The 19,100-nt window shown below is 68.2% G+C and carries 17 protein-coding genes; 3 read left to right on the top strand and 14 right to left on the bottom strand.

The window, feature by feature from the left end:
* Positions 1-30: 30 nt before the first annotated feature.
* The 4 genes from PSA7680_RS12540 to PSA7680_RS12525 are packed head-to-tail and all read right to left on the bottom strand — an operon-like array spanning position 31 to position 3,524.
* Complete coding sequence (locus PSA7680_RS12540; protein WP_085869060.1) at positions 31-1,173, bottom strand: saccharopine dehydrogenase family protein; 1,143 nt, start codon at positions 1,171-1,173, stop codon at positions 31-33.
* Positions 1,174-1,185: 12 nt separating this feature from the next.
* The gene (locus tag PSA7680_RS12535; RefSeq protein WP_085869059.1) at positions 1,186-2,244 is read right to left on the bottom strand and encodes a saccharopine dehydrogenase; all 1,059 of its coding nucleotides are present in this window, start codon (positions 2,242-2,244) and stop codon (positions 1,186-1,188) included.
* Positions 2,241-2,861, bottom strand: a complete 621-nt coding sequence (locus tag PSA7680_RS12530; RefSeq protein WP_085869086.1) for a glutathione S-transferase family protein — start codon at positions 2,859-2,861, stop codon at positions 2,241-2,243. Before PSA7680_RS12530 ends, PSA7680_RS12535 begins: the two co-directional genes overlap by 4 nt.
* A gap of 12 nt (positions 2,862-2,873) precedes the next feature.
* The gene (locus PSA7680_RS12525; protein WP_085869058.1) at positions 2,874-3,524 is read right to left on the bottom strand and encodes a histidine phosphatase family protein; all 651 of its coding nucleotides are present in this window, start codon (positions 3,522-3,524) and stop codon (positions 2,874-2,876) included.
* A gap of 214 nt (positions 3,525-3,738) precedes the next feature.
* On the opposite strand from PSA7680_RS12525, the gene fdhF reads away from it, so the two are divergent.
* The gene (gene fdhF / locus PSA7680_RS12520) at positions 3,739-6,522 is read left to right on the top strand and encodes a formate dehydrogenase subunit alpha (protein WP_085869057.1); all 2,784 of its coding nucleotides are present in this window, start codon (positions 3,739-3,741) and stop codon (positions 6,520-6,522) included.
* Positions 6,523-6,639: 117 nt separating this feature from the next.
* Here the strand turns inward: fdhF and PSA7680_RS12515 are convergent, their stop codons facing one another.
* The 9 genes from PSA7680_RS12515 to PSA7680_RS18530 all read right to left on the bottom strand — a co-directional run bounded on the left by PSA7680_RS12515 (position 6,640) and on the right by PSA7680_RS18530 (position 16,633).
* Positions 6,640-8,727 carry a 3'-5' exonuclease gene (locus tag PSA7680_RS12515; protein WP_085869056.1) on the bottom strand — a complete coding sequence of 696 codons (2,088 nt, stop codon included), beginning with the start codon at positions 8,725-8,727 and terminating at the stop codon, positions 6,640-6,642.
* Positions 8,724-9,140 (bottom strand): response regulator transcription factor, encoded by a 417-nt coding sequence (locus tag PSA7680_RS12510; protein WP_085869055.1) that lies wholly within the window; start codon positions 9,138-9,140, stop codon positions 8,724-8,726. Before PSA7680_RS12510 ends, PSA7680_RS12515 begins: the two co-directional genes overlap by 4 nt.
* Positions 9,141-9,162: 22 nt before the next feature.
* On the bottom strand, positions 9,163-9,693 hold the full coding sequence (locus PSA7680_RS12505) for a hypothetical protein (RefSeq protein ID WP_085869054.1): 531 nt from the start codon (positions 9,691-9,693) through the stop codon (positions 9,163-9,165).
* A gap of 4 nt (positions 9,694-9,697) precedes the next feature.
* A complete protein-coding gene (locus tag PSA7680_RS12500; RefSeq protein ID WP_085869053.1) occupies positions 9,698-11,527 on the bottom strand; it encodes a DUF294 nucleotidyltransferase-like domain-containing protein in 1,830 nt (609 codons plus the stop codon).
* Positions 11,528-11,647: 120 nt separating this feature from the next.
* Entirely contained in the window at positions 11,648-13,432 is a 1,785-nt protein-coding gene (locus PSA7680_RS12495) for a sodium:solute symporter family protein (protein ID WP_085869052.1), read from the bottom strand.
* A 6-nt stretch (positions 13,433-13,438) separates the two neighbouring features.
* The gene (locus tag PSA7680_RS12490) at positions 13,439-13,699 is read right to left on the bottom strand and encodes a DUF4212 domain-containing protein (RefSeq protein WP_085869051.1); all 261 of its coding nucleotides are present in this window, start codon (positions 13,697-13,699) and stop codon (positions 13,439-13,441) included.
* A gap of 62 nt (positions 13,700-13,761) precedes the next feature.
* A complete protein-coding gene (locus tag PSA7680_RS12485) occupies positions 13,762-14,451 on the bottom strand; it encodes an adenylate kinase (RefSeq protein WP_085869050.1) in 690 nt (229 codons plus the stop codon).
* A 2-nt stretch (positions 14,452-14,453) separates the two neighbouring features.
* Positions 14,454-16,415 (bottom strand): acetate--CoA ligase, encoded by a 1,962-nt coding sequence (acs, locus tag PSA7680_RS12480; protein ID WP_085869049.1) that lies wholly within the window; start codon positions 16,413-16,415, stop codon positions 14,454-14,456.
* Entirely contained in the window at positions 16,412-16,633 is a 222-nt protein-coding gene (locus PSA7680_RS18530; RefSeq protein WP_139838635.1) for a hypothetical protein, read from the bottom strand. Before PSA7680_RS18530 ends, acs begins: the two co-directional genes overlap by 4 nt.
* A gap of 230 nt (positions 16,634-16,863) precedes the next feature.
* On the opposite strand from PSA7680_RS18530, the gene PSA7680_RS12475 reads away from it, so the two are divergent.
* Both PSA7680_RS12475 and PSA7680_RS12470 read left to right on the top strand, forming a co-directional pair.
* Complete coding sequence (locus PSA7680_RS12475; RefSeq protein ID WP_085869048.1) at positions 16,864-18,030, top strand: aromatic ring-hydroxylating oxygenase subunit alpha; 1,167 nt, start codon at positions 16,864-16,866, stop codon at positions 18,028-18,030.
* Positions 18,027-18,284, top strand: a complete 258-nt coding sequence (locus PSA7680_RS12470; protein WP_176244136.1) for a hypothetical protein — start codon at positions 18,027-18,029, stop codon at positions 18,282-18,284. The genes PSA7680_RS12475 and PSA7680_RS12470 overlap by 4 nt, the downstream gene beginning before the upstream one ends.
* 22 nt (positions 18,285-18,306) lie before the next feature.
* On the opposite strand, the gene PSA7680_RS12465 is transcribed toward PSA7680_RS12470, so the two are convergent.
* The gene (locus PSA7680_RS12465; RefSeq protein WP_176244135.1) at positions 18,307-18,969 is read right to left on the bottom strand and encodes a Hint domain-containing protein; all 663 of its coding nucleotides are present in this window, start codon (positions 18,967-18,969) and stop codon (positions 18,307-18,309) included.
* Positions 18,970-19,100 lie beyond the last annotated feature (131 nt).

Genomic DNA, 19,100 nt, shown 5'->3' with positions numbered 1-19,100 from the left:
CCGGCCCGGCCCATCGCCGGGGGCTTGCCGTCAGGCGAGGTGGTCCACCACCTGGAGGTGCTGGGCGAGGGTGCCGATCTCGCCCATCCAGCGCGAGACGAGTTTCGGATCCGAGGGTGCGGCGCTTACGCCCGCAGGGATCTCGCGCGCCTGAACCGCCTCGATCGCGAGCGAGACAGGCACGCTGACGAGCCGGGCCATCGCGCTGCCGCGCGCATCGCCCCAGGCATCCATCACGTAGCTCTTGTGGTAGACGGGCACGCCGTCCTTTTCGGCCTTCAGCGCGACGCAGAGCACCACGCGGTCGGGCTCGCCTTCGTCATAGGCGTTTTCGGCCCAGAACTGATCGCTCATTTCCTTCAGGCGGGCATCGCCCTCGGGGCCTTCCAGCGTCTCGATCTCGGAAAAGACATCGGCCCAGGCCTCGGCCCAGCCATTGAGCCGCAGCGTGCCGCGCACGAATTCCTTCACCTTCCAGCCGGGCTCGAAACCGTAGTCCTCCATGAAGGGCAGGGAATCGCGGTTGGGGTAGACCTCGAAGGCCTCCGGCGTGGGCAGCGGCGCGGTGTAGCTGCTGATCGCATCCCACGGGCGCGCCACGTCGAGCGGGGCGAAATCGCGGATCGAGCGCGACGGCGAGCGCAGCGCCTTCAGCACGCCGAGCGGCGACCAGCTGAACTTGTAGCGGAAGGCGTTGGCGATCTTCGGCACGCCGCCGCAGTAGGAGATGAAGGAGAGCGTGTTGCCGGCGTCTAAGGCGGCGCTGGCGCGGTAGTCGGCCACCAGCCAGTGGGCCATCAGGTGATCGATGCCGGGATCGAGCCCCACCTCGTTCACGAAGCACAGGCCCTTGTCGCGGGCGGCGGCATCCAGCGCGCGCATCTCCGGTGAGATGTAGCTCGAAGAAACGAAATGCGCGCCCTTCTCAAGGCAGATCTCCGCAAGCGGCACGTGCCAGTCTCCCGGCAGCATCGACACGACGACATCGCCCGCGTTCACGGCCGCCGAAAGCGCCTCGGGCGAGAAGGCGCGGATGTCGTTCGCCAGGTCTCCCACCGCCTCTTCGGCCTTGGCCGTGGTGCGGTTCCAGACGGTGATCTCGTGGCCGGCCTCCAAAAGCCGGCGCAGGCCGGGAATGGCGGAGAGGCCGGTGCCACACCAATGGATCGTCATGCTGTCTCTCCTTCAGAGTGCCTTGATATGCTTGTTGAATTCTGCCTCCGCCCGGCCCCAGACGCCGGCGTCCAGCGCGTCGAGCGTCAGCAGGGAAGGCAGCAGCTGCGCGGCGTAATCCTCGCTGGATTCGGCCGGCAGAAGGGAGGGCAGGTTGTCGATCGCCATCACGTCGAGCACCGGATCCTCGGCAACCCGCAGGGCGGGCGCGGCCCAGGTGGTGGCGCGATCGTAGACGGGGATCGGATTGTAGTCGCTGTCGGGGTCGCAGGCCACGTCGCCGATGGCGGTCAGCCGGCGCGCCGCCCCGAGCGCGTCGCGCGGAACGAAGACGGGTGTGCCCGGACGGGCGAAGATGCAGTTGAGGAACAGGTCGTGGTCCAGGATCTCGGGGAAGGGGCCGCCGGAGGCGGTTTCTGCCATGTCCCAGCGGGTGACGGATACGCCCATGGCGTCCAGCAGATCGCCCGCGCCCGTGCCCACGCGCCCCAAGGCGCCGATGACGATGGCGGTGGGCCTTGCGGCTGCCGTGGCCGCGAGTTCGGCCTCGAGATCGGCGAGAAGGGCGTCCTTGCTCGCATAGACGCCCACAGGGCCGCAGATCCCGCCGTGCTGCTGGGCGGCCCAGCATTTCAGGGTCACCGCGGCGCCCGCATAGCCGGCCCAGTAGCCGAAGGCGGCGACGCGGCGGCCGGTTTCGTCCACGAGGTATTCCAGATCGTAGAGCGTGCCGCCCCCGGCCTTGAAACGCTCAAGCAGGGCCTTTCCGGAGTGCTGGCCCTTGTAGGCGTGGCCGAACATGATGTGGCGGTGGGGCAGGGGCGTGCCGTCCTCGGGCAGTTCCTTCAGGCCGAAGATGATCGCGTCGCGCGGGGCCTCGGGCCAGCTGTTCTCCGGCGCGATCTCGCAGCCGGCATCGATGTAGGGCTGAAGCGGCAGCGCGCGCACCGAGCTTTCCTCGACCGTCACGCGGATGCCCTTGGCGATCAGCGCCTTCGCGCCCTCGGCCGTGAGGCCCACGCGTTCCTCGTTGGGCCGCTGTTCGGCCCGGACCCAGAGATGTGTCGTCATGGCAGGATTCCCTTGTCGCGCAGAACGGCCACCGAGGGCCGCGCGCCGATGGTTGTGAAATGGCGGGCGAGCTTGGGATAGGCGGAGATGTCCACCGAGTCCCCTTCCAGCCAGCGGCAGACGGTGAAGAGCCACGCGTCGCCCAGCGTGAAGCGGTCGCCGAGCGCGGAAGCCGCGCCGGTCAGCACATGCGCCTCCAGGTAGGCGCAGCATTCGGCCATGGTCCGCGGCACCTTCGCCGCCATGTCGGCGAAGGAGCTTTCCTGATCGGCCCAGCGGTGGCCGCGCATCTTGTGGGCATGGGCCACGTGCATGGTGTTGCCGAGGTAGTGCATCAGCGCGCGCACCTGCGCCGCCTGCCACGGATCCGTGGGCATCAGCCCCGCCTCCGGCGCCAGCGCGGCGATGTATTCGAGGATGGCGCCGGTCTCGGTTAGGAGCCCGTGCTCCGATTCCAGAGCGGGCACCCGGCCCTTCGGATTCACCGCGTGGTAGGCGGGTTTCGTCTGCGCGCCGGTGCTGAAATCCACGAGCACCGGTTCATAGGCGATCGCGGCTTCCTCAAGTGCCATGGCCGAGGCCACGGCGACGGTTCCGGGGGCGTAGTAGAGCTTCATCATGGCGGATCCTCAAACGAAGGTGCGCGCATGGGCGCGGTCCGGCGCATCGAGATGCGGGGTTGCGTTGAACTGCGCCAGCATCATCTCGCCGTGGATATGTTCGATCCGGTGCAGCGAGGTGTTCATGACCTGCAGCATGATCCGGCTGGTGGCGGCGAGATCGAGGCCGAGCACGATCCGCAGCGCCATCGCGATGACGCCGCCCGACGTCACCAGCAGGACCCGGCCGCCGGGAGCCACCTGGTCCCGCAGGGCATCGGCCACGCGGGCCTCGAAAGCCTCGAAGCTCTCCGTCACCTCCGACAGCGCCCCGCGCTGCCAATGCTCCAGCAGGACGGGCACATGGGCGGCGAAGCCGGCACCGTCTTCCGGCATGGCGATGCCATGCTCGGCCTGCATCTGCTGCGCGAGGCCGAAGTAGTCGAACTCGTCCAGCCGTGGATCGGTGAGGCGGGTGTCATGGCCCATGGCGGCGGCGGTCTGGTGATGGCGGCGCAGGCTGCCGCAGAGCGTGCGCGAGAAGGGCTTGGCCTCGCGGCGCAGGGTCTCGCCGAGCCAGCGGCCCTGCTCGATGCCGAGGGCCGAGAGGTTGTCGTAGCTGTCGGCGTCGCGGGCCGTGCTGTTGGCCTGCCCGTGCCGCACCAGAATCAGTTCCGCCAATGAGCCCTCCCCGTTCTCCCGTGGCCGAGGCACAGTGATAGAGGCTCAGGCACGGAGGTAAACCCGAATTGCGCCCCGATGCGCGGCGCGCTGTCATGATCGGAAACCGCGGTGGCGCAAAAGGTGCACCGGCCGTCGCGGATGGCCCGCTGCACCGGGGGGCGAAATGCTCTACTCTGGGCCGAACACCGCTGCCGACACAGGAAGCCACGCCATGTCCGATACCGTCCGTTTCACGCTCGATGGCCGCGAAGTGCAGGCCAGCGAAGGCGAAAGCATCTGGGAGGTGGCCAAGCGCGAGGGCATGCTGATCCCGCACCTGTGCCACAAGGATGCGCCCGGCTACCGCGCCGACGGCAACTGCCGCGCCTGCATGGTGGAGATCGACGGCGAGCGCACGCTGGCGGCCTCCTGCATCCGCACGCCTGCGGAGGGCATGGTGGTGCACACCGCCTCCGCGCGGGCCGAGAGTGCCCGCAAGATGGTGATGGAGATGCTGCTGGCCGATCAGCCCGAACAGGCCGTGGCGCACGATAAATCCTCCCACCTCTGGGATATGGCCGCCGCGCAGGGCGTTTCCGAAAGCCGCCTGCCGACGCTGGAGGCCGAGCGCATCCCTCTGCTGGACGACAGCCACGTCGCCATGAGCGTGAACCTCGATGCCTGCATCCAGTGCGGCCTCTGCGTGCGGGCCTGCCGCGAGGTTCAGGTGAACGACGTGATCGGCATGGCCGGGCGCGGCCATGATGCCTACCCGGTGTTCGACATGGGCGACGACATGGGCGCCTCCACCTGCGTGGCCTGCGGCGAATGCGTGCAGGCCTGCCCCACCGGCGCGCTGATGCCCAAGACGGTGCTGGACGCCGACCAGGTGGGCGATTCCGCCGACTACGACTCCGAGGTCGAAAGCGTCTGCCCCTTTTGCGGCGTGGGCTGCCAGGTCTCGCTCAAGGTGAAGGACGGCGCGATCAGATACGTGGAGGGCATCAACGGCCCGGCCAACGAAGGCCGCCTCTGCGTGAAGGGGCGCTTCGGGTTCGATTACATCCACCACCCGCACCGGCTCACCAAACCGCTGATCCGCCGTGCGGATGCGCCGCCCAAGGGGCTGAACGTGGATCCGGCCAATCCGTTCACCCATTTCCGCGAAGCCAGCTGGGAAGAGGCGCTGGACGCCGCCGCCGGGGGGCTGGCGCGCCTGAAGGCCGCCCACGGCGGCAGATCCGTGGCGGGCTTCGGCTCGGCCAAATGCACCAACGAAGAGGCCTATCTCTTCCAGAAGCTGATCCGGCAGGGCTTCGGCCACAACAACGTCGATCACTGCACCCGGCTCTGCCACGCGTCTTCGGTGGCGGCGCTGCTGGAGAATGTCGGCTCCGGGGCCGTCACCGCCACCTTCAACGAGATCGAGCACGCCGACGTGGCCATCGCCATCGGCTGCAACCCGGTGGAGAACCACCCCGTCGCCGCGACCTATTTCAAGCAGTTCGCCAAGCGCGGCGGCAAGCTGATCGTGATGGACCCGCGCGGCGTCGGCCTGCGGCGGCACGCCTGCCACATGCTGCAGTTCCGCCCCGGCGCCGACGTGGCGATGCTGAACGCGATCATGCACGTGATCGTGGAAGAAGGGCTCTACGATCAGCAGTATATCGAGGCCTTCACCGAGAACTGGGAGGCCGAGAAGGCGCATCTGGCCAACTTTGCGCCCGAGAAGATGGCCGAGGTCTGCGGCATCGAGGCCGAGGTGCTGCGCGACGTGGCCCGCACCTTCGCCACCGCCAAGGCGGGGATGATCTTCTGGGGCATGGGGGTGAGCCAGCACATCCACGGCACCGACAATTCCCGCTGCCTGATCTCGCTCGCGCTGATGTGCGGCCACGTCGGGCGCCCCGGCACCGGGCTGCACCCGCTGCGCGGCCAGAACAACGTGCAGGGCGCCTCCGATGCCGGCCTCATTCCGATGTTCCTGCCCGACTACCAGACGGTGACGGACGACGGCGTGCGCTCTGCCTTCACCGAGATCTGGCAGTCCGGCGATTTCTCCTCCGAGAAGGGGCTCACCGTCACCGAGATCATGGACGACATCCACGCCGGCAACACCCGCGGCATGTACATCCTGGGTGAAAACCCGGCCATGAGCGATCCGGACGTGGAACACGCCCGCGACGCGCTGGCGAAGCTCGAACACCTCGTGGTGCAGGACATCTTCCTCACCGAAACCGCCAACTACGCCGACGTGATCCTCCCCGCCTCCGCCTTCGCCGAGAAGACCGGCACGGTGACGAACACCAACCGCCAGGTGCAGATGGGCCGCCCGGCCGTCGCACCGCCGGGAGAGGCGCGCGAGGACTGGTGGATCGAGGTGGAACTGGCCAAGCGGCTGGGGCTGCCCTGGGCCTATACCCACCCGCGCGAGATCTTCGCCGAGATGAAGCTCACCATGCGCTCGCTGGCCAATATCACCTGGGAACGGCTTGAGGCGCAGAATGCCGTGACCTACCCTTCGCTTTCGCCCGAGGATCCGGGGCAGGCGATCGTCTTCGGCGACGGCTTCCCGCGGCCCGAGGGGCGCGCCCGTTTCACCCCGGCCGCCGTGATCGCCCCCGACGAGGCGCCGGACGCGGAGTATCCGATGATCCTCACCACCGGGCGCCAGCTGGAACATTGGCACACCGGTTCGATGACGCGCCGCTCGAAGGTGCTGGACGCGGTGGAGCCCGAGGCCAACTGCTCGCTGCACCCGAAAACCCTGCGCCGCATGGGCCTTGCCCCCGGTGCAATGGTGCGCCTCACCACGCGGCGCGGCAGCGTCGAAGTCATGGCCCGCGCCGACCGCGCGGTGGCCGAGGACATGGTCTTCCTGCCGTTTGCCTACGTGGAGGCCGCCGCCAACATCCTCACCAACCCGGCACTGGATCCTTTCGGAAAGATCCCCGAGTTCAAGTTCGCCGCCGTGCGGGTGGAGCCGGCGGGGCAGGGTAGCGTGGCCGCGGAGTAGGGGGCTCTGCCCCCGCCGCTTGCGGCGGCTCCCCCGGGATATTTTCGGAACAAAGTGGGGCCGATCCCTTGACCGGAGGTATCCGCGGGGTGCGGGGCACCCCGTTTTGCCTGAACGTCAGTTCAAGTCGGCGAGGAGCCGTCCGTGTTCGCGGGTCTTGCGGGTGGCATCGGCGAAGGTGCGGATCCCGCGCGCTTCCATCATCGGCAGCAGCTTGAGGAAGACTTGCGCCGTGGCCAGCGCATCGCCGTGCGCCGTGTGGCGCAGCGCGGGCGGGATGGTGACGCCGAGCCTTTCGGCGAGCGCATCCAGCGAATGTTCGGCCGACTGGCCGAAGACGACGGCGGAGAGCAGCACCGTATCGAGCACCGGGTGATCGAAGACCGCACCGAACTCCGCCTTGTCGCGGCGCAGCATGCCGATGTCGAAGGGGGCGTTGTGGGCGACCAGAACCGCGCCTTCGCAATAGTCGTGGAAGGCTTTTCCGGCGGTGGCGAGGGTGGGGGCGTGTGCCACGTCTGCGTCGGTGATGTGGTGGATCTTCGTGGCGGCGGGCGGGATCGGGCGCTCCGGGTTCACCAGCGTGTTGAAGCGTTCGCTCTGCAGGATGCGCCCGTTCACGATCCGGACGGCGGCGATCTGCACGATGCGATCGCCCTTGAGCACCGAGAGCCCCGTGGTTTCGGTGTCGAAGACCACGTAGGGCAGGGCGCGCAGCGGGCTCTGGGCGATGTCGGGAGGTGCGGGGCGGGTGATCAGATCGAAATCGTAGACGGCGGCGGGTTCGTCCGCCTGCGCCGGCGGAAGCGCCTTGGGTTCGGTGCCGGAGCCGCCCTCTGTTTCGGTGCCGGTTCGGGGCAGCAGGATTCGCAGGCGGTGGCCGCCGCCGGCGGCGCGTTCGGGCCAGGCCTCGGCGCCGTGCACGTCCAGCAGGCGGCGCCCGGTGATGCCGGGCAGATGGGCCTCGAAAGGGGCGTCCAGCCAGGCGTCGAGATCGGTGACCGACAGGGGCGGCCCCTGCCAGAGCAGATCCAGCGCCGCGCCCGGCGCGACGCGGGAAAGCGCGGCCTTCAGGCCGTCGCCGCGGCCGCTCTCCTGCAGGCGGCGGCCGAGCGCGGTGGCCAGCTGCACCAGCGCGTAGCCGTCGCAGGGCAGGCTCAGCGCTTCCGCCGTCGCCGGCACCCCGAGCCCGGCGGCGAGGCCGGCGCGGATGTCTTCGGCGTGGATCAGGGGCATCGGCCACCAGTCGCCGGAGCGGTCTTCCTGCATGCGGCGGTTGATCAGCCCGGTGATCTGGCCGACGAGCGTTTCGGTTTCCTCCGCCATGGCGGCGAGCAGGCGGGAGCGGTCTTCCGGCGGCAGATCGGTGTCGAGCACTTCGAGAAGCGCCTGCAGGCCGGCGGCGGGGCGGCGCATCTCTTCCAGCGCGCCGGAGAGGGCGGCGTCGCGGGCGAGCTGGTTGCGCAGCGGGGCCGTCACGTCGCGCAGGCTCAGCAGGTAGCCGCCCTGGCGCCCGGCGGAGAAGAGCCGCATCCGCCCGGCGAGGATCTGCCCGGCCTCGGAGACGCAGAGGAGATCGCTGGCGGTGCCCGGCGGTGCGTCCTGCAGCCGTTTCTGCGCGTGGCGCAGGGGGCCGGGCTTGAGGCAGGAAAACAGCGGCCGTCCGAGCCCGAGCCGTCCTTCCGGGAACAGGGCGCGGGCGGGGCCGTTGTAGAAGGCGACTTCGTGATCGGCGGTGCAAAGGATGATCCCGGCCTCCACCTCGGCGAGGATCGCCTCGAGCCGCGCGCGGTTTTCCTCGATCGTGGCGGTTTCCCGCGCGATGGCCTCCTGCAGCGCCGTCTTGGTTTCTGCCAGCCCGCTGGCCACGGCCGCGGCGGCGGGGGCGAGATCGCCGAGGTATTTGGCGCTGCTGCCGTCGAGCGCGCCGTCCACGTCGGCATGGGCGCGGCTGCGCATGTCGCTCGCGAGGCGCTCCACCGCCTTGGCGACGTGTTCATCGAAGAGCAGCCAGATTCCGGCGCTCATCACCAGCAGCGTGAACCCGGCCACCAGCCCCGAGGTGACGAAGGCGGACAGCGCCTCGGGCTCGCCGAGCCGGACATAGCCCCAGGCCAGCGCCCCGGCGACGGCGGCCGTGCCGCCGAGGCCCACGAGCGCGAAGAACAGGAAGATGCGCAGCCGGAGGGAGAGGCGTTCGATCATCGCGCCTCCCGCGGGCCGCGCGGCGCGCCGGCCGGGGCGGTGGGCGCGGCTTCGAGCAGTGCCGAGATCTTGTCGGTGAAATCCTTCATCGCGAAAGGTTTGGCGAGGAAATCATCGGCCCCCAGCGCCAGCCCCTTGCGGCGGTCCATCTCGGAGCCGCGCGCCGTCATCATCAGGATCTTCACGTCGTCGAAACTGGCGTCATCGCGCAGCCGCTGGCAGATCTCGTAGCCCGACACCTCGGGCAGGGTGACGTCGAGGATGACGAGATCGGGGTGCTGTTCGGTGATGGCGGCGACGGCGTGGCCGCCGTTGTCCACGCGGCTCATGGCGTAGCCCTGCCGGCCGACCATGATCTCCAGCGCCGCGGCGATGTTGTCTTCGTCTTCGACCAGAAGCACCGATTTCGCCATGTTGCATCGTCCTCCGTTTCGGTCAGCCGCCTTGGCCGGCGGCACAGGTGCGCGCCAGCAGCGCCTCGCCCGGTTCGAGCGCCTGCCAGTTGGCGTTGGTGATGGCGCCGTCGGCGTCGAACTCGGCGCCGGCCACCAGATCGGCCATGCGGCTGCCCTCGCAATCCACCAGCACCGGCACGCGCGCCAGCGGCTGCCAGCGGCTGTAGAGATAGACATCCGCCATCACCTGCCCCGGCACCTTCTCGTTGCGGCGCAGGGTGGCCTGATCCACTGCCGAGAAGCGGTTCACGTAGGGTTTGACGTAGGTCCAGGGCCGGTAGGGGGCGGTGTGTTCGTAGGTTTGTGCCACCTCGATGCCTTCGGGCAGGGTGAGCAGCGTGCGCGGATACCACGTGTATTCGCTCCAGATCGTGAAGCCGATCATCGCTGCGCCGGCGGCCACGGGCGCCAGCCAGCGGGGCAGGCGGCCGCGCAGCAGGTGGTTGAGCAGGAGCGCCACGCCGGCAGCGCAGAAGCCGATCGCGATGGTGGAGATGAAATCAAAGAACATGGGCTTACCCGAGCATGGAGCGGCCGTGGCCGATCGAGGATTGCAGCGTGCGGACGACCACGAAGGCGTCGCGCAGGTGGGAGCGTTCGAAGTCGGAGAGCGCGACGGGCGGCAGGAAGTTGTCGGGGGTGCCGCCTGCCTTGATCTGGCCGGCCTGATGCTCCAGCCGAGTTTGGGCGATCAGGTCGTAGGCATCAACCAGATCCCTTGCGCCGGAGGCCGAAAGCACGCCCGCCTCTCCGGCGGCCAGCAGGCGTGCGCGGGTGTTGACGGCCGTGAGCCGGCCCTGAAGCGCGTAGACGCGGCCCAGGTCCACCACCGGCACCACGCCGTTGTGCTTCAGGTCGAGCGTGTTCTTGTGTTCGCCGGAGCGGATGGTGGCGAAGCCGCGCAACAGCCCGAGCGGCGGCGTGTGCTTGAGCGAGTTGCTGACCATATGGGCCACGAAGATCGAATTGGAGCTGGCGGCCTCCAGCGTTTCGGCCTGAAGCGTGGCAAACAGCGCCTCGCTGCCGCCGATGGGGCGCAGGTCGAACATCACCGAGGCCAGCATCTGCGCCTGCGGGTCGGGTTTGGCGATCCAGCCCCGGAAGTAGCGCTTCCATGTCGCCAGCGGCTGGCACCATTTCGGCGTGGTCGCCATCATCTCGCCCGGGCAGTAGACGTAGCCGGCCGCGTTCAGCCCGTCGCAGACGAACCTTGCGAAGGCTTCGAAATAGGGGCGCTGGCTTTCGGTGAAGGCGTCGTCGAGGATCAGGCAGTTGTCCTGGTCCGAAACGCCCGTCTGCTCGCGGCGGCCCTGCGAACCGCAGGCCAGCCAGAGGTAGGGCACCGGCGGCGGGCCGAGCTTCTGCTCCGCCAGCGTGAGCAGGCGGCGGGTGACGGCATCGCCCACGTCTGTGATCAGCCTGGTGACGGTGTGATGGGGGTTCCCGGCGCCCACGAGCTGCGCCAGCATCTGCGGGATGCGCGCGGTGACCTTCGCGAGGCCCTCCGCATCCGCCGCGAGCGCGGCCTCGGCCACGAGGGCGGAGGCCGAGAGCGCCTGGAACCGGGTCAGATCGGTCTGGGTGACCATGCCGAGGAGCCGGCCGTTCTCGGCCACGGGCAGGTGGCCCACGCCAAGTTCGAGCATCTTGTGCAGCACGTCGGTGCCGAGCGCGCTGGGCGGCAGGGTCACCGGGTCTGCGCGCATCACCTCGGACACGGGCGCGCTGCCGGGCGTGCCGCCGGCCACGGCCTTGTAGGCGAGATCGCGGATCGTGAGGATGCCCAGGAGCCGGCCGTCCTGCCCGACGACGCCGAGACTGGAAACGCGGTTGTCGCGCATGATCCGCGCGGCCTCGGTGACGGGGGTGTCCGGGGTGCAGGTGAGGGGATCGCGCGCCATAAGCTCGCCGATGCCGATCGCGCCCAGATCGCTGGGCCGCGCGGTGGGGGCGGCGCGGGAGCGGTCGAAGAAACGCGCGAAGCTCGGCTGCGCCTTCAGCAGGGCGAGGAAGGTGTCGGTGGGCAGCAGCAGGAGCTGCGCGTCGCTCGCGGCGCGGGCGCGGGTGACCGCCCTGCCGTCGCGCAGCAGCCCGCGCTCGCCGAAGGAGTTGCGGCTGCGCAGATGCGAGAGCTGCACGCCGTTGGCGTCCTCCACGTCCACCGATCCGGAATGGACGATGTAGAGGCCGTCGAGCGGCGCGCCGGGGGCGTAGATCTCGGTGCCGGCGGGGATGGATTGCAGGGTGCAGGCCTCGGCCACGCGGGCCAGATCGGCGGCGGGCAGGGTGTCGTAGGGGTGGATGCCGGCCAGGAAGGCCGCGATGTCTGAAGCGGGCAGTGGCATGGCATCGACCTCGAAAACGTTCGAAAGCGGGGGTGTGGCACGCCCAGAAGCGGGAAGGGAGGGCGTGCCACGAAGAGGGCCGGCGCGGATCAGGGGGCCGCGCCGGCCACAAGGTAGGCCCTAGTGATCCTGGGCCACACCGGCGCCGCGCGGGATGCGGACGCTGGCAACCAGGTCCTTGATCTCTTGCGGCGTTTCTTCGGTCGCGTTGGACACCACGTAGGCGGTGATGAAGTTCAGCATCGCGCCGATGGCCCCGAAGGAGGTCGACTTGATGGTGAACAGCAGCGGATCCGCATCGGTGAAGCTGTTGGTGCCCGGGATGAAGAACCAACCCTTGTGCAGGAAGATGTAGATCAGCGTCACGGTGAGGCCAACGAGCATGCCGGCAACGGCACCCTTGTTGTTCACGCGCTGGCTGAAGATCCCCATCATCAGCGCCGGGAAGATCGACGCGGCGGCCAGACCGAAGGCAAGAGCCACGGTTTGCGCTGCGAAGCCCGGAGGATTGAGGCCCAGGTAGGTTGCGACGCAGATCGCCACGGCCATCGCGATCCGGGCGGACAGCAGTTCGCCCTTCTCGCTGATGTTGGGCGTCAGCTGGCCCTTCATCAGGTCGTGGGACACGGCCGAGGAGATCGCGAGCAGCAGGCCGGCGGCGGTCGAGAGCGCGGCGGCGAGGCCACCGGCGGCCACGAGGCCGATCACCCAGCCGGGCAGGTTCGCGATTTCGGGGTTGGCCAGAACGAGGATGTCGCGGTTGAACTTGGTCAGCTCGTTGCCTTCCCAGCCGTTCGCGGCAGCCTTCTCGGCCAGGGCCTCGGACTTGTCGTTGTAGTACTGGATCTTGCCGTCGCCGTTCTTGTCTTCCCAGTCGAGAAGGCCGGTTTTCTGCCACGTCGCCATCCAGGCGTATTTCTCATCGGTTTCGATCTGCTCGACGGACACAGCCTCGGCGTTGGTGCCATTGGGCCACATCATCTCGGAGATGTTGAGGCGGGCCATGGCGCCCACGGCAGGGGCGGTGAGGTAAAGCAGCGCGATGAACACAAGCGCCCAGCCGGCGGACCAGCGTGCGTCAGAGACTTTCGGCACGGTGAAGAAGCGCATGATCACGTGCGGCAGGCCGGCGGTGCCGATCATCAGCGAGAGCGTGAACAGGACCATGTTGAGCGTGTCGGCATGGTGCTCCGTGTAGGAGGCGAAGCCAAGCTCCGTCACGATCTGGTCGAGCTTCGCCAGCAGCGGCTCACCCGAGGCGACGTGATCGCCGAAGAGGCCAAGCGCCGGGATCGGGTTGCCCGTCAGTTGCAGCGAGATGAAGATCGCCGGGATGGTGTAGGCGGTGATCAGCACGACGTATTGCGCCACCTGGGTGTAGGTCACGCCCTTCATGCCGCCGAACACGGCGTAGGCGAACACGACGGCGGCACCGATCAGCAGGCCGGTGGTGTTGGACACTTCGAGGAAGCGGCCGAAGGCCACGCCGACGCCCGTCATCTGGCCGATCACGTAGGTCACCGAGGCGACGATCAGGCAGATCACGGCCACGAGGCGCGCGGTCGGGCTGTAGAAACGGTCGCCGATGAACTCGGACACCGTGAACTTGCCGAACTTGCGCAGGTAGGGCGCAAGCAGCAGGGCCAGCAGCACGTAGCCGCCCGTCCAACCCATCAGGAAGGAGGAGTTGTCGTAGCCGGTGAAGGCGATGAGGCCGGCCATCGAGATGAAGGAGGCCGCCGACATCCAGTCGGCCGCCGTGGCCATGCCGTTGGTGACGGGGTGCACGCCGCGACCGGCGGCGTAGAATTCGGACGTGGAGCCCGCGCGGGCCCAGATCGCGATGCCGATGTAGAGCGCGAAGGACGCGCCCACGAACAGCAGGTTGATGGTAAACTGATCCATGGGGTCTTACTCCTCCTCAACGCCGTGTTCGGCGTCGAGCTTGTTCATCTTCCAGGCGTAGAAGAAAATCAGCGCCAGGAAGACGAGGATCGAGCCCTGTTGGGCAAACCAGAAGCCAAGGTCCGTCCCGCCGACGGGAATGCCCGACAGAAGCGGGCGCAGCAGGATGCCGAAGCCGAACGAAACCAGTGCCCAGATCACAAGGCAGACCTTGATGATCCGGAGGTTCGCCGACCAGTAGTCGTTATCGGATGGATTTTCCGCCATCACGTTCTCTCCCTCTGTTTGATGGTGTCCCGCGGCCCCTCTCCTTTGGGCGCGGGCACCGGTTAGGCCGAAACGCCTGCGACGATCGTGCCGAGGGCTTCCGTGATGGCGTCGATCGACCCCATCGCATCCACCGACTTCAGCAGTCCTTTTTCGTCGTAGTAGGCAATCAGCGGTGCCGTCTGGGCGTGGTAGGCGGCGAGCCGTTCACGCACAGTCTCGGCGTTGTCGTCAGCGCGGCGCTTGAACTCCGTGCCTCCGCATTGGTCACAGACGCCGGCCTTGGCCGGGGTCTTGTGTGTATCGTGGTAGCCTTCGCCGCAGGCCGCACAGCTGAAGCGGCCCGAGATGCGCTCGATCATGGCCTCGTCGTCCACGTCCAGCGAGATCACGCAATCCACCGCCTTGCCGGCTTCGGCCAGCAGCGCGCCGAGCGCGTCGGCCTGGCCGATGGTGCGCGGGAAGCCGTCGAGGATCACCCCGGCGGCGACGTCCGGCTCGGCCATGCGCTCCTTGAGGATGGCCAGGACGATCTCGTCGGAGACGAGCCCGCCGGCCTCCATCACGGCCTTGGCCTTGCGGCCCGCTTCGGTCCCCGCGGCCACCGCGGCGCGGAGGAGATCGCCGGTGGAAAGCTGCACGAGGCCGAAGCGGGATTGCAGGATCCGTGCCTGGGTGCCCTTTCCGGCCCCCGGGGGGCCGAGAAGGATCAGGGTGACGGATGTTTCGGGCCGGGGCTGAACGGTGTCCATGGTCAGGACGCCTTGTTCATGCGGTTGGCGATCAGATCGTCCACCACGGCGGGCTCCGCCAGCGTGGAGGTGTCGCCGAGCGAGCCGAAGTCATCCTCGGCGATCTTGCGCAGGATGCGGCGCATGATCTTGCCGGAACGGGTTTTCGGCAGGCCCGGCGCCCATTGGATCAGGTCCGGCGAGGCGATGGGGCCGATCTCGGTGCGCACCCAGGTGCGCAGCTCCTTGCGCAGCTCTTCGGACGGCTCGACCCCGTTCATCAGGGTCACGTAGCAGTAGATGCCCTGGCCCTTCACATCGTGCGGGTAGCCCACCACGGCGGCCTCGGCCACCTTCGGGTGCGCCACCAGGGCGCTTTCCACTTCCGCCGTGCCCATGCGGTGGCCGGAGACGTTGATCACGTCGTCCACGCGCCCGGTGATCCAGTAGTCGCCATCGGCATCGCGGCGGCAGCCGTCACCGGCGAAATAGTAGCCTTTGTAGTCGGAGAAATAGGTCTTCTCGAAGCGCTCGTGATCGCCCCAGACGGTGCGCATCTGGCCGGGCCAGCTGTCCTTCAGGCAGAGCACGCCCTCGGCCTCGGTGGCGTGGATCTCTTCGCCGGTCTGGGCGTCCAGCACCACCGGGTGCACGCCGAAGAAGGGTTTCTGCGCGGAGCCGGGCTTGGTGGCATGGGCGCCGGGAAGCGGGGTGAGCATGTGGCCGCCGGTCTCCGTCTGCCACCAGGTGTCCACGATCGGGCAGCGGCCCTTGCCGACGACGTCGTTGTACCAGTTCCAGGCCTCCGGGTTGATCGGCTCGCCCACGGTGCCCAGCAGCTTGAGGCTGCTCAGGTCGTATTTCTCCACGAACTCGGTGCCCTGACCCATCAGCGCCCGGATCGCCGTCGGCGCGGTGTAGAACTGGTTGACCTTGTGCTTCTCGCAGACGGCCCAGAAGCGCCCCGCATCGGGGTAGGTGGGCACGCCTTCGAACATCAGCGTGGTGGCGCCGTTGGCGAGCGGGCCGTAGACGATGTAGCTGTGGCCCGTCACCCAGCCCACGTCGGCGGTGCACCAGTAGATGTCCCCGTCGTGGTAATCAAACGTGTACTGGTGCGTCATCGCCGCATAGACGAGATAGCCGCCGGAGGTATGGACAACGCCCTTGGGCTGGCCGGTCGAGCCGGAGGTGTAGAGGATGAACAGCGGATCCTCGGCGTTCATCTCCGCAGGCGCGCAGACGTCGGAGGCTTCGAGCGCCATTTCGTTGTAGTCGAAGTCGCGGCCGTCGATCCAGGTCGTCTGGCCTCCGGTGCGCTTCACCACCAGGCATTTCACCGTGTCCTTGCAGTGCAGCAGGGCGGCGTCGGCGTTGGATTTCAGGGGCGTCTTGCGGCCGCCGCGCGGGGCTTCGTCGGCGGTGATGATGAGCTTGGCGTCGCAGCCGTTGATGCGGGCGGCCAGCGCGTCGGGGCTGAAGCCGGCGAAGACGATCGAGTGGATCGCCCCGATGCGGGCGCAGGCCAGCATGGCATAGGCGGCTTCCGGGATCATGGGGAGGTAGATGACGACCCGGTCGCCTTTGCGCACGCCCAGTTCTTCCAGGATGTTGGCCATCCGGCAGACGCTGGTGTGCAGCTGTTTGTAGGTGATGTGCTTGGCCTCTTCCTCCGGGGAGTCGGGCTCCCAGATGATGGCCGTCTGATCGCCGCGGGTGGCGAGGTGGCGGTCGATGCAGTTGGCGGCGACGTTCAGCGTGCCGTCCTCGAACCAGCGGATATTCACGTTGCCGAATTCGAAGGAAGTGTTCTTCACCTGCGTGAAGGGCTTGATCCAGTCGATTCGCTTGCCGTGCTCGGCCCAGAAGCCGGCCGGATCTTCGATCGAGGCGGCATACATTTTCTCATAGGTTGCAGCGTCGGCGTGGGCGTTCGCGATGAACTCCGCGGAAGGTGCGTAGGTGGCTGGTGCAGAATCGGTCACGAGAATGATCCCCCCTGAAATTGCTGTGACGAGGCGGCGAATGCCGCTGCGTCTCCTCCGATGCGAAATAGGTAAAGGATAGGGCAATCATCTGAAAAGCTTTTATTTTCCTGTAAAGCATTTTGACGGTTTCGCCAAAAAAATGTAAAAAAATTGACAAAACGCTGCGCTGCGGAAAACGCTGGATTTTTCACCGTGCACAGGGCTGCGCCGGGCATCCGGAGCGAACCTTGCAACCCTGAGGCGTGCCACGCGGGCTGTCGCCCGGTGGCGCTAACAGATGCCCGACATCGCGAATCACCGCCGAATCGCTCATGCGCAGCGCTTTCCGTGCTCCACGGGCGGCGTGTCGCATCCGAACCGCCCCGTGTCTTGGCTGGCATAGAGCGCAGGGGGGCCGGGGCGTCATGGTGCGTGCATCTGTTCCTGCCCGAGAAGGGAAAGCCCGATGCAGCACGTCGCCACCACCGATCTCGAGGCCGTCCTGAAGGAAGTGTCCAAGGCCAGGGGGCTGCCCAACGCGCATTACGTTTCGCCCGAGATCTTCGAGGAGGAGCGGCAGGCGGTGCTCTTCGACAACTGGGCCGGCGTGGGCTTCGGCGCCGATGTGCCCGAACCGGGCGACGTGATGCCTGTGGATTTCCTTGGAATGCCGCTCCTGCTGGCGCGCGACAGGGAAGGCCGGCTGCATGTCTACCAGAACACCTGCCGCCACCGGGGCATGATCCTCGTGGAGGAAAAGCGCAAGGTGGAAGGTGCTCTGCGCTGCCCATACCACAGCTGGTGCTACGCGCTCACGGGCGAGCTGCGGGCCACGCCGCACGTGGGCGGCCCCGGCCACAACACACATCCCGATGTCGACAAGGGCGATCTGGGCCTGACCCGCGTGCGCCACCACCTCTGGCGCGACGTGATCTTCGTGAACGTCTCGGGCACCGCGGCCCCCTTCGAGGAGGTCCATGCCGATCTGCTGGCGCGCTGGGCGGAGTTCGAGCACCCGGTCGTGCCGGGCGGGGCGGACTCCCGTTTCGAACTCGACGTGGCGACGAACTGGAAGCTGGCGGTGGAGAACTATTGCGAAAGCTACCACCTGCCCTGGGTGCATCCGGGCCTCAACAGCTACTCGCGGCTGGAGGATCACTATCACATCGAGGCGCCCGGCGCCTACTCGGGGCAGGGCACGCTGGTCTACCAGCAACTCAGGCGGGAGGGGCAGCCGCGCTTTCCCGACGTGCCGGGGCTGGGCGCGAAATGGGAGACGGCAGCGGAATACGTGGCGCTCTACCCCAACGTGCTGCTCGGCGTGCACCGCGATCACAGCTTCGCCATCCTGCTGCAGCCGCTCTCGACGGAGCGCACGATCGAGCACGTCGCGCTCTACTACACCGCGCCGGAGGCCGCGGGGCCGGACTACGCCGAGATGCGGGCGGAGAACGCCCGACTCTGGAAGGGCGTGTTCGAGGAGGACGTCTTCGTCGTCGAGGGGATGCAGCGGGGCCGCCATGGGGTGCTGTTCGACGGCGGCCGGTTTTCGCCGGCGATGGACGGGCCGACGCATCTGTTCCACCACTGGGTCGCCTCGCAACTGCTGCGGCGGCGCGCGGGCGCGGTGTGAGCGATCCGGCCGGCGCCGGGCGGCTCGCGGAAATCGAGGCGGCGCTTCTGGCCGCCCATGCGGCCCGCGACGGGCCCGCTCTCGTGGGGCTCTATCGTGAAGCCGCGCTGCTGGTGTTGCCCGCCGAGAGCGACCGGGCGGCCTTCTACCTGACGCAGGCCTTCATTTTCGCGCTGGAAGCAGGAGATGCGCGCGCGGAGGAGTTGCGCGCCCGGCTGCACGCGCTCGGGCGCGAGGACGGCCCCGCGCCCTGAGGTCGCGCGGGATGGGGGCCGTTCAGGTGCCGAAGCCGATCTGCCGCACGGCGGTGCGCCCCAGCCGATGCAGGCCGCCCGGCGCGGGGAAGAGGCTTGCCAGTGTGGCCAGATCCTCCGTCGGGCAGGTCTCCTCGAAGCTTTCGCCCGGGTGGTAGCTCTCCATCGGCAGGCCGCCGGCGAGCACGATCTCGTGCCGGGCGAAGCCGATGTGGTAGAGGCTGATCGCCGATGCGCTCGCGGTTTCCACCACGGTGAGATCATCGCAGAGGCTTTTGACTGGCCGCAGCGCGGCCTGATCGCCCTGGCCGCGCAGGATGCGCGCGTAGGGGCCGAGAAGCATGTCGCGCTCGGGCAGCAGGCCGCCGAAGGCGCCCGGCAGCACCCTCAGCAGGGGCAGGGCGGGTGCGCCCGAGGTGGCATGGGCCGGGGCGATGGTGATGCGGCCGATCCACGCCACCGGTTGCGGGCCGTTGTGCAGCGTGTCCACGCGGATGCCGGGCTCCAGATCCTCGATGGCGCAGGGGCCGTCCGGCGTGTTCAGCAAGGTGCCGTGGGCAAAGGCGCCGAAGGCCGCGTCCACATGGGGGCTGGCCGGAGCGATGCGGGAGAAGCGGTGAACGCCGGGCATGTCGTCGAGAGGGGTCCCGAGGCAGGCCACGTCGTAGCGGCGCAGCGTATGCACAGACTCCGACGGGGGCCTGCCTGGGTGAGCGTTCCAGTTCCGAGAGCCAGTGCCGGCTCGTGCTTCCTCCCCCGTGAGGCGCATGGGGTCGAGGGGGTAGGTCATGCGTTCAGCCTTTCGCCTGATCACAT

The sequence above is a fragment of the Pseudoruegeria aquimaris genome, from assembly GCF_900172235.1.
In the GTDB taxonomy this organism is placed as follows: Bacteria; Pseudomonadota; Alphaproteobacteria; order Rhodobacterales; family Rhodobacteraceae; genus Pseudoruegeria; species Pseudoruegeria aquimaris.
The sequence above is the reverse complement of the archived record's forward strand: the minus strand, read 5'-3'. Positions and strand labels throughout refer to the sequence as shown.

Bases quoted from the DNA above. Each gene is read 5' to 3' on its own strand.
- PSA7680_RS12535 (WP_085869059.1), bottom strand. From the start codon at position 2,244: ATGACGACACATCTCTGGGTCCGGGCCGAACAGCGGCCCAACGAGGAA.
- PSA7680_RS12490 (WP_085869051.1), bottom strand. From the start codon at position 13,699: ATGGCGGAAAATCCATCCGATAACGACTACTGGTCGGCGAACCTCCGG.
- fdhF (WP_085869057.1), top strand. From the start codon at position 3,739: ATGTCCGATACCGTCCGTTTCACGCTCGATGGCCGCGAAGTGCAGGCC.
- PSA7680_RS12495 (WP_085869052.1), bottom strand. From the start codon at position 13,432: ATGGATCAGTTTACCATCAACCTGCTGTTCGTGGGCGCGTCCTTCGCG.
- PSA7680_RS18530 (WP_139838635.1), bottom strand. From the start codon at position 16,633: ATGCCCGGCGCAGCCCTGTGCACGGTGAAAAATCCAGCGTTTTCCGCA.
- PSA7680_RS12515 (WP_085869056.1), bottom strand. From the start codon at position 8,727: ATGATCGAACGCCTCTCCCTCCGGCTGCGCATCTTCCTGTTCTTCGCG.
- PSA7680_RS12510 (WP_085869055.1), bottom strand. From the start codon at position 9,140: ATGGCGAAATCGGTGCTTCTGGTCGAAGACGAAGACAACATCGCCGCG.
- PSA7680_RS12500 (WP_085869053.1), bottom strand. From the start codon at position 11,527: ATGCCACTGCCCGCTTCAGACATCGCGGCCTTCCTGGCCGGCATCCAC.
- PSA7680_RS12475 (WP_085869048.1), top strand. From the start codon at position 16,864: ATGCAGCACGTCGCCACCACCGATCTCGAGGCCGTCCTGAAGGAAGTG.
- PSA7680_RS12540 (WP_085869060.1), bottom strand. From the start codon at position 1,173: ATGACGATCCATTGGTGTGGCACCGGCCTCTCCGCCATTCCCGGCCTG.
- PSA7680_RS12485 (WP_085869050.1), bottom strand. From the start codon at position 14,451: ATGGACACCGTTCAGCCCCGGCCCGAAACATCCGTCACCCTGATCCTT.
- PSA7680_RS12530 (WP_085869086.1), bottom strand. From the start codon at position 2,861: ATGAAGCTCTACTACGCCCCCGGAACCGTCGCCGTGGCCTCGGCCATG.
- PSA7680_RS12505 (WP_085869054.1), bottom strand. From the start codon at position 9,693: ATGTTCTTTGATTTCATCTCCACCATCGCGATCGGCTTCTGCGCTGCC.